The sequence below is a fragment of the Marinobacter sp. CA1 genome (assembly GCF_020546665.1).
GTDB classification, from domain to species: Bacteria; Pseudomonadota; Gammaproteobacteria; order Pseudomonadales; family Oleiphilaceae; genus Marinobacter; species Marinobacter xestospongiae.
This window is the reverse complement of sequence record NZ_CP071785.1, coordinates 4,168,098-4,182,236: the sequence shown is the minus strand read 5'-3', so window position 1 is coordinate 4,182,236 and position 14,139 is coordinate 4,168,098. Positions and strand designations below refer to the sequence as shown.

General features: G+C 62.9%; 15 protein-coding genes. 5 read left to right on the top strand and 10 right to left on the bottom strand.

What is annotated here, in order from left to right; genetic code table 11:
- Positions 1-52: 52 nt before the first annotated feature.
- Together J2887_RS19180 and greB are read right to left on the bottom strand one after the other, a co-directional pair.
- A complete protein-coding gene (locus J2887_RS19180) occupies positions 53-340 on the bottom strand; it encodes a hypothetical protein (protein WP_227172729.1) in 288 nt (95 codons plus the stop codon).
- Between the two features lie 498 nt (positions 341-838).
- Positions 839-1,327, bottom strand: coding sequence for a transcription elongation factor GreB (gene greB / locus J2887_RS19175; RefSeq protein ID WP_227172728.1), 489 nt, complete (start codon positions 1,325-1,327; stop codon positions 839-841).
- 356 nt (positions 1,328-1,683) lie between these two features.
- Here greB and J2887_RS19170 point away from each other — a divergent pair, with 356 nt between their 5' ends.
- Positions 1,684-2,109, top strand: coding sequence for a hypothetical protein (locus tag J2887_RS19170; RefSeq protein ID WP_227172727.1), 426 nt, complete (start codon positions 1,684-1,686; stop codon positions 2,107-2,109).
- 58 nt (positions 2,110-2,167) lie between these two features.
- Here the strand turns inward: J2887_RS19170 and J2887_RS19165 are convergent, their stop codons facing one another.
- A complete protein-coding gene (locus J2887_RS19165) occupies positions 2,168-2,476 on the bottom strand; it encodes a site-specific integrase (RefSeq protein ID WP_227172726.1) in 309 nt (102 codons plus the stop codon).
- A 122-nt stretch (positions 2,477-2,598) separates the two neighbouring features.
- Complete coding sequence (locus J2887_RS19160) at positions 2,599-2,868, bottom strand: acyl-CoA-binding protein (RefSeq protein WP_227172725.1); 270 nt, start codon at positions 2,866-2,868, stop codon at positions 2,599-2,601.
- 131 nt (positions 2,869-2,999) lie between these two features.
- Here J2887_RS19160 and J2887_RS19155 point away from each other — a divergent pair, with 131 nt between their 5' ends.
- A complete protein-coding gene (locus tag J2887_RS19155; protein ID WP_227172724.1) occupies positions 3,000-3,491 on the top strand; it encodes a DUF4442 domain-containing protein in 492 nt (163 codons plus the stop codon).
- A 46-nt stretch (positions 3,492-3,537) separates the two neighbouring features.
- Entirely contained in the window at positions 3,538-4,395 is an 858-nt protein-coding gene (locus tag J2887_RS19150) for a DNA ligase (protein ID WP_227172723.1), read from the top strand.
- Here the strand turns inward: J2887_RS19150 and J2887_RS19145 are convergent, their stop codons facing one another.
- The 6 genes from J2887_RS19145 to J2887_RS19120 all read right to left on the bottom strand — a co-directional run bounded on the left by J2887_RS19145 (position 4,396) and on the right by J2887_RS19120 (position 11,235).
- Positions 4,396-6,096, bottom strand: a complete 1,701-nt coding sequence (locus J2887_RS19145; protein ID WP_227172722.1) for an Hsp70 family protein — start codon at positions 6,094-6,096, stop codon at positions 4,396-4,398.
- A gap of 4 nt (positions 6,097-6,100) precedes the next feature.
- Positions 6,101-8,893: a DUF805 domain-containing protein gene (locus J2887_RS19140; RefSeq protein WP_227172721.1), complete on the bottom strand. Its 2,793-nt coding sequence runs from the start codon at positions 8,891-8,893 to the stop codon at positions 6,101-6,103.
- Entirely contained in the window at positions 8,890-9,621 is a 732-nt protein-coding gene (locus J2887_RS19135) for a DUF1266 domain-containing protein (RefSeq protein WP_227172720.1), read from the bottom strand. The genes J2887_RS19140 and J2887_RS19135 overlap by 4 nt, the downstream gene beginning before the upstream one ends.
- 74 nt (positions 9,622-9,695) lie before the next feature.
- Positions 9,696-10,043, bottom strand: a complete 348-nt coding sequence (locus J2887_RS19130; RefSeq protein ID WP_227172719.1) for a hypothetical protein — start codon at positions 10,041-10,043, stop codon at positions 9,696-9,698.
- Between the two features lie 67 nt (positions 10,044-10,110).
- On the bottom strand, positions 10,111-10,815 hold the full coding sequence (locus tag J2887_RS19125; protein ID WP_227172718.1) for a PspA/IM30 family protein: 705 nt from the start codon (positions 10,813-10,815) through the stop codon (positions 10,111-10,113).
- 15 nt (positions 10,816-10,830) lie between these two features.
- Entirely contained in the window at positions 10,831-11,235 is a 405-nt protein-coding gene (locus J2887_RS19120; RefSeq protein ID WP_227172717.1) for a YjfI family protein, read from the bottom strand.
- Between the two features lie 247 nt (positions 11,236-11,482).
- Here J2887_RS19120 and J2887_RS19115 point away from each other — a divergent pair, with 247 nt between their 5' ends.
- Together J2887_RS19115 and J2887_RS19110 are read left to right on the top strand one after the other, a co-directional pair.
- The gene (locus tag J2887_RS19115) at positions 11,483-12,118 is read left to right on the top strand and encodes a hypothetical protein (protein WP_227172716.1); all 636 of its coding nucleotides are present in this window, start codon (positions 11,483-11,485) and stop codon (positions 12,116-12,118) included.
- A 55-nt stretch (positions 12,119-12,173) separates the two neighbouring features.
- Positions 12,174-14,111, top strand: coding sequence for a flotillin family protein (locus J2887_RS19110; RefSeq protein WP_227172715.1), 1,938 nt, complete (start codon positions 12,174-12,176; stop codon positions 14,109-14,111).
- Positions 14,112-14,139 lie beyond the last annotated feature (28 nt).

Here is a 14,139-nt window from a genome sequence, read left to right as displayed (position 1 = left end):
AAGCAAGAGTAGTTAAGCAGAGGCTGCTTGGGTCGCGTCGGCGGCCGGGCTTTTAGCCGCGCAGGCTGCCCCGTAGTTCGTCCAGGCGCGAGCGCAGTGGCCCGATCACCGATTCCGCACGGGTTTCCACCTGATGGCGCAGGCCTTCCAGCTGCGACCGGCGACGGTCAATGCGGGCCTGAATGCTGTCCCACTCGCCTTCCAGGTGTTTCTGTTCGTTCATGACAAACGCCGCCAGGTTGTGGCGGTTGACCTTACCGGTGATGCCCAGTTGGTCCAACTGATAGCCCAGGTGATCCAGGCCGGTGAGTGCGGTGTCGAGCAGTTGCTTGGTGTTCATGGCAATCTTCCGAAACGTGGCTAATAAGGATTGTGGCCAAACCTACTGGCTATTTTTAGGATGCACAACCTAATTTCGGTCTGTCGGAAACGTAATGGCCTGGCCACCCTGCAGTAATTGTCAATCCGTACAGTAGAAGGTGTAGTTAGGAGCCTCTGGCTCACTCCGAACCGTCTCTGCACGCTCTGAGGGCTGTAGCTGCAAGGCGCGGTTCGCAGCCAATGGCCGTAGCCCTTGGCAAGGGCCGCAACGCCGCAGATGCAGTCCTCAGAGCGCGCCCTTCGGGGCTTTCAGAGCGATCCACACCCGGCGTTGCGACGCTTTGAAAGGCGGCCAGCCTGTCTGCATCGTCGCGCCTTGAGTGTGAACCGCTCTGAAAGCCAGAGATGATTCGGAGTGAGTCAGAGGCTCCTTGGAGTCTCCGCAAGGCTCAGGCATGTGCCCTTCCGCAGATGGGCGCATTGACCCTCCAGCACAGCGCTAGCCTTCGCCCCGTCCTTACGGGGCTTTTTTATAGTGTTCGTACTCAATGGCGTTGATGACCCAGTAGGCCGGGCCCTGGGGAGTATTCACCTCGACCTCGTCGTCCACCCGTTTTTTCAGTAACGCCCGGGCCATCGGTGTGTCGATGGAAATGTAGTCCTTGCGATCGAAGATCTCATCATAACCAACAATGCGGAAACGCTTGGTCTCGCCCTCTTCGTTTTCAATCTCCACCCAGGCGCCGAAGAACACCTGGCCCTCCTGCTCCGGGGCGGCATCCACGACTGTCAGCTCCGCCAGAACCCGTCGCAGGTAGCGCACCCGGCGGTCGATCTGTCGCAGCAGCTTCTTGTTGTACTGGTAATCGGCGTTTTCGCTGCGATCGCCCAGGCTGGCCGCCCACTGCACCTTGCGGGTGATCTCGGGACGATGCTCGCGCCAGAGGTAATCCAGCTCTTTTTTCAGGGCTTCAAAGCCATCACGGGTAATGAGTTTTGCGCGCATGGTGTGAGTCGTCGTTGGTGACTGTCTGTGTGGGCGAGTGTATCAGAGCGATGGATGACCGTAAGACCCTGTGGATTTCAGGGGCAATGCAACGATTGGTGAAATTTTGGCCTGATCGGACCCGTGAATGGGGTCACAGAATTGGCGAACTCTCCATCGGGTTGCTTTAATTGCCGATAAACTGTTCAAAAATTGTCACTAGTCGTCACTACGAGACGCTGGCTACTGGCCTCCACACTTGGGGTATCACACCCATGGTTGCCGGTGCGACCGTGCAAGGGGTAGCGTTAACCGTCGCCAAAGCCAGCAGTCACGAAAGCTGCGAAGAAAACAAGGAAAACAAAGAGATGGAAAGCATGAACCGATCAACCGTGTTGGTCCTGTTCACGCTGGCGGGGCTGTATTCAGCCGGCACCTACGCTCAGGACGCCGCCCAGGAATCCGAAGACCCTTTCGGTTACCGGGAGCGGTCTACCATGGACACGATTCCGTTCCAGTCACTGGAAGAGGAGTCGCTGGCCAACACCATCATTGAGGGCGGGCTGGAGGCTCCGGCGGCCGGTGTGCCGGTGGCGGAAACCGAAGAGGATTTCTATCTGGACCCGCTGGCGCTGCAGCCATCGGACAATCGGACCGATCTGGGGCGTTCGGAGATTCCGGTGGAGATTCGCTTCAGCAACCCGCGGGTGATTCCCGGGCAGGTGAATGGCAATACCTACTCCATCCAGCCATCCCCTGGTCGTACCTACAACACCTACGGCGCCAACGTTACCGCCCGCTGAAGGGCGGTCTGAGCTGGCGGCAGCCCTGACGACAGGAGCGCCGCCGGGCTGAGAGCGTTCAGGCGGCGGCCGTGGCGTCGTCCCGCTTGCCGAGTACGTCCTCGTAGAAGAACGTCAGGGCCTGCTTGGCCTGGTTCAGCCGTGCGCGGGACACTTCGATACGTTCGCCGAGATAGCTCAGGAACTGCTGGCGGTCATCCGCCTCCAGGGCTTCGATGTCTTTGAGGTCGTGAAACAGCACAAAGCGGGTAATCCAGTGCAGGTAGTTCTGCTCAGTCCGCTGGTTGAGCTGGTGCTGGCGGATCGCCAGGGATACGCGACTGAGCAGGCCCGGCTGGGCATGCTCCAACGCTTCGATCAGTTGCATGGTTCGTCTTCCACAAACATTGTTGTTGTTATGATCTCCGCATCGTATGACAAACGTTTGAAGGTGGCAAAAAACCTTCAAACGTTGTCGGGCTGCAGCGGTAGTTGCCCTTTTACTTCAGTTTAGCCCTGGTTCTTGAGTGCTTCCAGGCGATCGATATAGCGCTGCATGGCGTCGTCGGCTGACGTGCCCTTGAGCTTGGCCCAGGCGTCGTACTTGGCGCGGCCAACCACATCCAGCATGCCCGGGCGCTTGCCGCTGGCGTCGCCCTCGGTGGCCTGCTTGTAGAGGGCGTAGAAGTCCAGTTTCATTTCGTTGGACGGCTTGAAATCGCCTTCGGCGGTCTGGATGTAGTTGACCGCCTCGTCAAACTTGGCTTTCAGGTCGCTCATATTGGTTTCCTTGTGAGTAGGGAGGTTGTGGGTCTCGGGCTACGCGGCGTCGCGTTTCTTTCCTTCGACGAATGGGTTATTGTCCAGCGCTGAATTATAAGATAGCTGAACCCAAATATGGAGGGAACGCCATGGCGGCCGTCAACCGTCTTGCCTCAATTGTTAACCGGATCAACTCTTTGCCGGCCATCGCCCGTCCCCGGGCGCTGTCCCTGTTCTTTGGCAAGGCGGTGCCTTTCACGGGTACCACGGGCATCCGCATCCTCAGTCTCGACGCCAACCGCTGCGTCATCACTCTGGCCAACAAGCGTCGGGTACAGAACCACATCGGCGGTGTTCATGCTGTGGCCTCGCTGTTGCTGGCGGAGTCGGCCACCGGTTTTCTGGTGGGCATGAACGTGCCGGACGACAAAATACCGGTAATCAAGACGGTCCACGCCGAGTATACCAAGCGAGCGAAAGGCGACATGACCGTAGAGGCCTTTCTGACCGAAGAACAGAAGCAGCGTATCCGCGATGAGGACAAGGGCGAGACCGCCGTTGCTGTGCGTATCCACGACGCTGAAGCCAAGGAGCCGATCGAGGTCGAGATGATCTGGGCCTGGACGCCCAAGCGCCGTTAACGCCCTGGCGGGGTAACAGACAACGCAATCGACACAGGGAGGTGTCATGAACAATCGCAACCCGATCTGGTGGCTGCTGCTGTGGCTGCCGGTCTCGCTTTGGGCCCAGACGCCGCCACCGCTGCAACTAGCGGAGACCTACCAGGCCGGCGCATCGCTGTCGGGCTACTGGGTCAGTGAGAAACTCGACGGTGTTCGCGCCTACTGGGACGGCGAGCGGCTCTGGTCACGCCAGGGCCACCAATACCCGGCGCCGGCCTGGTTTGTGGAGGACTTTCCCGACGTGCCCCTGGACGGTGAGCTGTGGCTGGGCCGGGGCCGCTTCAGTGAGCTGTCCGCCGCCGTCCGGCGTTTCCAGCCGCGGCGACAGGAATGGCAGCGCATCCGCTATATGGTGTTTGACCTGCCGGCCAGCCGGCTCCCCTTCGGTCAGCGCCTGCAACGTTTACGGGCGCTGCTGACGCCTTCTCCCTCGCCCCATGTGGCATTGATCGACCAGCGCCCGGCCACCGACCACGATGCCCTGATGACCCGTCTCGATGAGGTGATTGCCGCCGGCGGTGAAGGGCTGATGCTGCATCACCGGGACAGTCGCTACCGGGCAGGGCGCAGCCAGGCGTTGCTGAAGGTGAAGCGCCACCGGGATGCCGAGGCGGTAGTGGTGGCGCACCTGCCAGGGCAGGGCAAGTACCAGGGAATGCTGGGTGCCTTGCTGGTGGAGCGTTCGGACGGTCGTCGGTTCCGCCTTGGTACCGGCTTCAGCGATGCCGAGCGGGCAGATCCTCCGGCCATCGGTGCGCTGGTGACCTACAAGTACTTCGGTCTGACGGCCACGGGGTTGCCCCGATTTGCCAGTTATCTGCGGGTGCGTCAGCCGGCGCCAACCGGGGCATCGGGACACTAGTCACGGCAGCTGGGTCAGGGCGTCTTCCAGCGCCAGGCGGATATCGCGGATTTCGTCCGGGTCCTGTCGTTCCAGTACCGCGTCGAACTGGTTCAGCCAGTGCATAATCTGGTCCCGGGTCTCACCCAGGGCCTGGGCATAGGCGCTCTCGAGCCGGGCCCGCAGGGTGCGGTTGGGCATGGTCTGACGGGGATGGATCTTGATCGCCTGGAGCCGTTCATGGGAGCGCGCCCGGTCGGCGTCGCTCAGCCCGTTGGGGCTGCGGTCGATCAGCTTGCTGGTCTGCGCACCGGTGGACTGCACGGTGACATCCACTTCCAGCAGGCCATCAATGTCGTAGCTGAAGCGCACGGTCACTGCCTCCTCACCCGCCGGTGCCTTTGGCACGCTGACCTCCAGCTCACCAATCCGGATATTGTCCGCCACCCGCGGCCGCTCGCCCTGGTAGATATCGATACGGATCTTCGACTGGTTGTCGTGGAGGGTGCGATAGCTGCTTTCCCGGGATGCGGGAATGGTGGTGTTGCGCTCGATGATCGGGGACATCAGGCCGCCAAGGTATTGATCCTCCACCGACATGGTGGTGCTGATGCCGAGGGTGTAGGGGCAGACATCGGTGAGGATGACCTCCCGCACCGCCGCATCCCGCAGGCGACAAGCGGCCTGGGCAGCGGCACCGAGGGCCACCACGGTGTCCGGGTCAAGGTGTCGGAGCGGCAGCTTGCCGAACAGCTGGGTCACCAGTTGCTGGATTTCCTTGAGCCGGGTGGCGCCGCCCACCAGCACCACGTGGTCGAGGGCGCCCGGGTCCAGTTTGGAGTCCCGCAGGGCCTGCTCAATCGGTTGCCGCAGCCGCTGCAGCAGTGGCGTCCAGGGGCCCTCGCGCTCCGGGAGCTGCCAGCGGTAGTCGCGATCCCGCCAGTGCCAGCGCAGTTCCCCGCGCTGCCCCGGTGGCTGGCACTTCAACTGTTCGGCCTGGGCGGTCAGCCGCGCCAATGCGGCCGGTTCAAGCTCGCTGTCTTTCAGTTCCCAGGTGGCCAGGCAGGCGTCGACGATGGCGCGGGTGAAGTCCTCGCCCCCAAGGTAGTTGTCGCCGGTGGAGGCGCACACTTCGATGATCGGGCCGTCGTACTCCAGCAGGGTGACGTCGAAGGTGCCACCGCCCAGGTCGAAGATCAGTGACAGCCGTTCTTCCTGGTCGTGCAGGCCATAGGCCATGGCGGCGGCCGTGGGCTCGTTGATCAGGCGCACCGCCTTGAGTCCGGCAAGCTCGGCGGCGAACGCAGTGTGTTTGCGTTGTTCGTCGCTGAAATAGGCGGGTACCGAGATCACCACCTCCTCGATGGCGTGCCCCAGGTGCTGTTCCGCATCCGCCTTCAGGCTTTTGAGGACCATTGCCGACAGTTCAGTGGGGGAATAGCGGTGGCCGTCTCCCAGCTCGTGCTGGTGGTCACTGCCGAGCAGGCGCTTGAACGCCACGGCGGTGCGATGGGGGTGGGAGATCCGACGGGCGGCCGCGGCCTCGCCGACCAGTAGCGTACCGTCGTCGTCCAGACTCACCGCCGAGGGGGTGGTGGTCTTGCCCAGACTGTTGGGGATCAGTTCGGCCTGACCGTCTTTCCAGACGGCAATCAGGCTGTTGGTGGTGCCCAGGTCGATGCCGATGGCCACGTCCGGGCGGACGGAGGGCTGCTCGCTCATAGTGTCAGGATTCCTGATAGAGGTGGTCCATTTGGGTCAGCCAGGGCTGCTCGTCGCGGGCCAGGGAATGCTTGGGCACGGCCGATCCCTTGAACAGCAGGATGATGATGGCAACCGGCGGTACGGCCACCAGCAGTACCAGATACACTGGCACCGCGAACCCAAGCCGGCGACCGTGTAGGCCGATGTCCCGCAGGCGTCGCGTCATGCCGCTGAGAAACGCAACAAAGCCAGCCATCATAAGCAGTGAGATCAGTGTGGCGTTTGCGTCGGGGTACAGGGCCTGCAGGCCAAGACCCGGCGCCATCACCGTGAGGGTATGCAGGAAAAAGTCCAGCCGGCTCAGTCGGCCGCGAAAGCTGAACGGCCGCCGCCAGGGCTCTGAAGACCAGTCACCGGGCTGCTGCTTCAGGGTGGTCAGGTGGTGTTCCAACTGACCCAGGATCAGCCCGCACAGCAATCGCACCCGCACCGGCACGGAGTCCTCGGTCTCACCGCGATAGGTCTGTAGCAGAGTGGCGGCATCGTCCTTGTGGGGCCATTGGCTGGGGTGGCTGGAGCTCAGTGCCGCCAGGGTGTTGAGGGCGGCTCCGGTATAGGCGAGCTCGTCCGCCTGCCAGATTTTCAGCGCCTTGAGTTCGGCAATCGGCATGTTCAGGGCATCGCTGAGCAGGGCCTGGCCCCGCAAGTTGACGTTGTCCAGCGCCAGGGTGTGCTGCTTGACCTGCGCTGTCAGGGCTGGCGGTGCCTGGGCCGGTCTCAGTGTCAGCAGGGCGTGGTAGTACAGCGGGTCGATGCCATTGGCGGGCTCGGTGCCCAGCAGGGCCGTCATTACCGGGGCCCAGGACGCGTCCGGCAGGCCCGGTTCCAGGTACAGCCCGTTCATCAGGTGTGTGATCATCCTGGGGGTGTTCAGCAGTCGCGCGAAGGCGTCGCGCAAGCCGGCGTCCGTCAGCGGCAGCACCAGTTGCCGGCACAGCTCCTTGACCGCGTCGGCGTCGGGCTCCTGTTGCTGGAACGCCAGCAGTGTGCGGGCCAGCAGTCTGAAAACCGAGTCCTCGGGCTGCTCGGCCACGGTCTGCAGCAGTGGCTGACTGAAAGGCTCCAGCAACCAGGCCGGCTCCATGTCCAGCACCAGCCCGAGTCGCTGGCACGCCATTGCGGCTTCCGGGTCCGTTGGCAGGCTGGCGCGACTGCACCAGTGACGGTCACCGGCGTGGAGACGGCGGCGAATCCAGTCCAGCCGGTCCTCATGGGCTTGTCCCTGCTGATCGTCGTCCACCTCGAGGTTCAGTTCGGCCGCTTCCGCCAGGCGCTGCAGTTCCGGCAGCGGTCGCGTCAGGTCCCGGGCCAGTATCTGTTGTCGTACGCTGACCGGCCGGGTCTGCAGTTCGTGAGCCAGCTCGGGTTGATCGAGCCCTTCCTGCAGCACCCTCTGTGCCGACAGTAACTGCTGGTGCTCGTGCAGCAGTGCCAGGGCCAGGCGGGTTGCCGGGTAGTCGTCCGGCAACTGCGCCTGCAGGCCGCACAGGTCCAGTTTCGAGGCATCGAACGGTGTATCAAAAGGCGTAACGCCCTGTTGCAGCTGCATCAGCCAGCCATAGAGGTGGCTGAGGGTGACTGGGTCGTCGTGCCGGCGGTCGACACTGGGGGGCAGGCCATAACGAAACCCGCTGCACAGGCCGTCTCGAATGCAAAGCCGGGCCATCAGTGCGTCGCTGTCCTTCCGCTCCAGCAGTTGGCGCTGGGCGGCCAGCAGTTGCAGCGTATCGCCGGCGTCCACCGGGTCGTTCAGGTCCGGGCGCAGCAGCAGAGTCCACAGCGGCAGCCATTCCGGCTGCTGGTGCTGGAACAGCCGGAACAGCCAACTGCGCAGATCCGGTGCCGCGCCGGCACTCAGGTGCGGGGTCATGACCGCCAGGGCGGCCCCGGTCTGGCCGCTGTGGGCGAGCAGCGAGGCCAGCAGCCAGTCCCGGTCCAGTTCGGTGGCCAGGTCTGCGCACTGGTGCAGGGTTCTGGCGGTGGCCAGCCAGGCGTCGGGGACCGGCAGCTGGCAGGCCTGATAGCACCGCAGCAACAGCCACAGCGCCCGTGGACAGGGAGGTAGCGGATGCACGGCTGGCAGATAGAGCAACTGGCGCAGGCTGTTGACGTCGCCGTGCCGCAGGCCGTGGGCGAGGGCGGCAAACAAACGGATGGCGCCTTCCTGGGCGTGGCCGGGCCAGGCCGACAGCACCTCCAGATTGAACGGGTCGTCCTGGTCCAGGGCGGTGAGGAAACGGTCCACCTCGAGGGCTTCCTGGGGCTCGTAACGATTGACCAGCTGTGGCCACTGGAAGCGGTCCCGCAGTGCCCGCAATACCGCCTTGGGCAGATAGCCCCGCTGGCTGGCCCAATCCAGGGTCGGCGCGGGTAACGGGGTAATGGCCGCCAGCGGCAGTTCGTCCAGTTGTGCCAGATGGGTCTGGTAGCTGGCAATGTGGAAACGGCTCTCCGCCGCCGCGGACAGGGTGTTGAGGTGGTCGAACCAGGCCTGTGCGGCCTGCAGTGCCTCATCGGCTGCGTCCTGAGCCGGTGCTTCGTCGGTGGCGGTTTCCGATTCGGCTTCAGTCTCAGGCTCGGGTTGGGGCTTAGTGGCGAGCGCGAGGGCCTCCTCATAAGCCTGGCGCAGTCGCTTGAACCCTTCCGGATCGGTCTCTGGCGGGTGCTCCGGCAGACGCTGACGGTAGGCCCGGCGGATTGTCCGAGTATCGTTTGTGGGCTCGAGCCCCAGCTGGCTCCAGGGGCTGTCGCTCATGTCAGCATCTCCGGCAGGCTGTCGGGACGTTCGCTGTGGGGCAGCTCCAGGTCCCAGGGCAGGCTGTTGGCAGGGTTGGTAAAGGCGGTGTTCAGCTCCCGGAACAGTGGCTCGAGCCACTCCTGGGCGGCATTTCCGAGCAACAGCTCCGCGACCTCGTCGGCGCTGTCGCAGTTCAGGGTCCGCCACAGCAGCCGGCCGCAGAGAAAGCCTGCAAGGTATTGATCCCAGGACTGGTACCAGTAACGGGCGCGAAGGGCCAGCTGCAGATGCAGGTGCAGCATTTCCGCTTCATCAAGGTAGCTGAGGAAGTAACCGCTGCGCAGCAGGAAGCCCATGCGGGCCAGATCCCAGGCGCGGATGCCGCCCTGACCGGTCAGCACCGCGGTACGGTCAACGAATGTCTCCAGCAGGTGCTGCGGTTCCGGGTCGGGACAGGCCCGCGCCTGGGCGCGTTCGGAGGGAGTCTGCTGGGGCCAGCGCCAGTAGTCCGTGGGAATGCTGGTGGCGTGGCCGTCGTCGGTCATTTGCGCCACGGTGCTGAGCAGGTCGTCACGGTTGCTGATGCCCCAGGAATCCTCCAGGGCGAGGAACTCCGGGGTCTTGTGGTCGGGCCACATGGCCGGCTCGAGGTAGCTGGCCTCGGCATCGACATTGATGGCCACCATGGGGCTGCTCAGTCCGAACAGCCACTGGCGTTGCTCTTCGGTTAGCGCGAAGTCTGTCATGACGGGCTTTCTTCCTTGAATGCGAGTCACCAACGGGCAACTCCAAAAGCCCCCAAGTCTAAAAAAATGTTGCGCTATTTAACAGATGTATCGGCGTCCGGATCGGTCAGGAAGCGACTGGCAAAGGCGCTGAGTTCGTCGGCGACGCACTGGCGAATGGCCGCCCGGTCGCTGGCGGGCAGGCCGTAGCGTTCGGCGAGCTGGACGAAGTCGTCATCGTGCAGGGTGACGGTGAGCCGTGGTCGGATACGTTTCTTGCGGTAGGGCAGCTGCAGCACCTTGCGCACCATCGCCGAGGTGTTGAGGTCCTGCATGGCCGACGCAACGCGGAAGGCGCGCTGGATGTCGCTGGACAGGTCAAACGCCAGTTGCGTGGCCTGTATGGCCCGGGTTTCCTCTGGCCAGTCCTTGGGTTTGTTCATGCTCTCTCCAACAGGCAACAGCCCGGTGACGGCAAACCGTGACCGGGCTGTGACAGGCCTGTATCAATTACGGGGTATTGCCGCTGCTACTCGCCTTCAGGCGTGCCAGGACGTCGTTGACGGAGTCCTGCTCGCCATCAATGCCGGCGGCCTTGAGCCTTTCGTCCAGATCGGCGCCACTAAGTTCCTTCTCCAGTGTGACGGAGGCGTTCTGGCGGTCTTCCTCCCGGGCCTGGCGTTCGCGGATGCGTTCCAGGGTGGCCTTGGCGGTGCTCAGGGAAGACTGGTTGCTGTTGATGTTGGTATCGATCTGGGCGGTGGTGCGCAGTACCCGCTCATTGGTCTTCACGACTTGCAGTTCGCGGCGGAACTCGGCCAGCTGCTTCTCGGACTGCTGCATCCGCTCCTTGAGATCGCTGATGCGAACCAGCAGGGTTTCCCGGGCAGTGGTCAGTTCCGCGCGCCGGCCTTCATGGCCGACAATCCGCTCTGCAACCTCGCGGGCCAGGGTTTCCTCGCCGGCACCCAGGGCCTTGCGGGCGTCCTGTTCACGACGTTCGATGGCGCTGGTTTCCTCGCCGATCTGGCGGGCTAGGGAGGCGGCTTCCGCCATCAGAGCGGCCAGTTCCTTCTTGGCCTCGGCCAGTTCGTGCTCCGAGTCCCGCAGCTCCTGTTCCAGAATCCGGCTGCCCTGGTTGTCGATGATGGCTTCGCCAAGCTCATTGGCGCTTCCGCGCATGGCGGTCAGCAATTTCTTCAACACGGCTTTCATGTCATCGTCCCCTGATCATTCCAGAAAGTCTTCAAACGTCTGTAACAGGTCGATCGCATTATCGGCGAGGGTGACCAGTTCCTGCATGACCTCGGTAAGGCTGGAGGTCGGGCTGAGGGCACCGTACACCACATAATGGTTGTCGACCTTGCCCAGGGCGCTCAGCGGCATGGGCACGCTGATGCGCAGCATGCTCTCATGAAGGTCCGCCAGGGCCGACGGACGAATCTCGTTCTGCTCAAACAGATACACCAGACACAGAATCTGGGTATCGGTGATCGTAAGGTACACCGGTGTCTCCTCGGCGCCGGAGACCACGATCTGCAGCACCGGGTCGTCGCCCGTCACCGGCATGACATTAAATGTCCGGCCAGCGTGGGTGGCGTCTCCCAGGGAAAGAATGAGGGATTGTGTGTCCACAGTAAGCTCCTTTTCGAGTGGCTCGTCCCGTGGCCCGGCGTCGGCAAAGGCGCTACTCCGTGCAGAACCGTCGGTTACGAGTGACATGTTATGTCATCCGGAATCAGTCTATAACGGACAATAAAGAATTTGCAATAAATCGAAAGGGTGCGGTATAAGTTGACCACCGCGTGACAGAATATGTCGCATACTACCCAGCAGCCAGTCGCGCTGCCCAGTATAGTCCAGGCCAGGGAGAGTGGAGTTCATGGAAGCCTTCATTGCCGTCACATTCTCGTTTCCCACCGTGCTGTTCACGGTGCTGTTGGCCGTGGCGGTGATCTACTGGCTGATTTCCCTGGTGGGTCTGGTGGATCTGGATGGCGGCGGTGACGCCGACCTGGATCTCGATGCTTCCTCTGACATGGGCGGGCTGATGGTGACCCTGGGTCTGCAGGGGGTGCCGTTACCACTGGTGCTGACGCTGCTGTTTCTCGGTGCCTGGCTCACCGCCTATTTCGCAGATCTCATGCTGGGATCGCTGTTCGGTGCCGGCTGGGGCCATATCCTCTTTGGCCTTGTAGTGATTCCACTGGCCCTGGTGGCCGGCCTGCTGGCCACTGCGGTGCTGGTGCGGCCCCTGCGCCCACTGTTCCGTCGTGCCTACAAGCGTCCCCTGGAAAAGCAGATCATCGGCGCCGGTTGCGTCGTGCTGTCGTTCAATGCCAATAAGGGGCAGGGGCGGGCGGAAGTCCACCGGGACGGCGCCCACCTGATCCTGAAAATTCGCAGTGATGCCTCCCTGGCCCGGCGCGATCGCGCGGTGCTGGTGGAGTATCTGCCGGAGCACCAGGCGTACTGGGTGGTGACCGAGGCAGAGTTCCTGGCCGGAAGCTCCGGCTAGCCCCCGTAAACCCGTTTCCCGATTCATCCCTCAACCAACGCAGGAGAGACAATAAATGGACTTGTCGTGGATTATGCCGGTCCTCGTCACCATCGGTGTACTGGTGGTGTCGATCCTGGCCATTCTGACGCTGTTCAAGGCGTTCTATCGCAAGATCGACCAGGGTCAGGCGTTGATCGTCAATGACATGTCGGCGACGCCGAAGGTCTACTTCACCGGGGCCATGGTGCTGCCGGTGATCCATCGCGCCGAAACCATGAAGATTTCGGTCATCACCCTGGAGCTGAACCGCACAGGGAAGGATGGTTTGATCTGTAAGGACAACCTGCGGGCGGACATCACCGTGGCGTTCTACCTGCGGGTGAACGAAACCGCAGAGGATGTACTGCGGGTGGCGAAGTCGGTTGGTGTGGGCCGGGCCTCGGACCGGGAAGCGGTCAACCAGCTGTTCAACGCCAAGTTCAGTGAAGCCCTCAAAACCGTGGGCAAGAAGCTGGAATTCATGCAGCTGTTTGAGGAGCGTCAGCGCTTTCGCGATGCCATCGTCGAAACCATCGGTGAGGACCTGAACGGCTACATCCTCGAAGACGTGGCGATTGACTACCTGGAGCAGACCCCGAAGAGCTCCCTCGATCCCCACAACATCCTCGATTCCGAGGGTATTCGCCGGATCACCGAGATCACCGCTCTCCACAACGTTGAAACCAACCGGCTGGAACGGGACCAGGAGCTGGAAATTCAGCGCAAGAACGTGTCCGCGCGGGAAGCGGCGCTGGAACTGGAGCGCACCCAGGCCGATGCCGAAGCCCGTCAGCAGCGTGAGATCGAAACCCTGCAGGCCCGTGAAACATCGGAAACCGAGCAGGTTCGCCAGCAGGAGCGTGCCAAGGCCGAGTCGGCCCGAATCAAGACCGACGAGGAAGTCCAGATCGCCGAGGAGAACAAGCAGCGGCAGGTGGAAATGGCCACCAAGGCCCGCGAGCGTGCGGTCCAGATCGAGGACGTCCGCATCCAGCAGGCCCGGGAGCTGGAGGATGTGAACCGTCAGCGCGCGGTGGAAGTGGAGCGCATCGGCATGGAGAAGGCGCTGGAAGAGGAACGCAAGGAGATTGCGGTCATCACCAGCGAGCGCATCGCCGTGGAGCGCGGTGTGGCGGAAGAGGAAGAAAACATCAAGGACGTCCGCAACCGCTCCGAGGCGGAGCGGCTGAAAGTCCAGACCGTGGTCGCGGCCGAAGCGGAAGCGGAAGAGAGCAAGGTCAAGGAGCTGAAATCCGCCGAGGCGGCGTTCGAGCGCTCCAAGCTGGAAGCCGAGGAAGTGGTGGTCCGCTCCCAGGCGGATCTGGATGCGGCCGAGAAGAAATCGGCGGCGGAAGAGAAACTGGCCCGTGGTCGTCAGGCCCAGGCTGCTGCCGACGGTCTGGCCAAGGCCCAGGTGCAGGAAGCCCAGGCCAACGCCCAGCGTGCCGAAGGCTTGGTGGCGGCGGAAGTGCGCACCGCCCAGGCCAAGGCCGACGAGGATGCCGGTCTGGCGGAAGTGCGGGTGCTCGAGCAGCGGCTTGAAACCGAGGCCGAAGGCGAAGAGAAGCTGGGTCTGGCCAAGGCCAAGTCCCGCGAAGCCATGGCCAAGGCCGAAGCCAACGGTCTGGTGGAAAAACTCAAGGCCTACGACAACATGTCCGAAGAGGCCCGTCACTTCGAGCAGTTCCGCATGAACCTGGAAGTGCACGAGAAAGAAACCATGGCCACCATCGAAGCCCAGCGCATCGGCATGCTGGAGAACGGCAAGGTGATGTCGGCCGCGCTGAAAGATGCCAAGTTCGAGATGATTGGCGGCGATGGCGACATTTTCGAGAAGTTCGCTACCGGTTTGGGCTACGGCAAGACCGTCCAGGGTGTTCTGGACAAATCCCCCGCGTTGCAGGCCGCCCTGGCCGGCATCAGCGAGCGGGCACTGAAGAAGCCGTCGGCGGACTCCACCGAGAACGCCTGATGGCACCTGGGGCCGGCTGCCAGTGCGC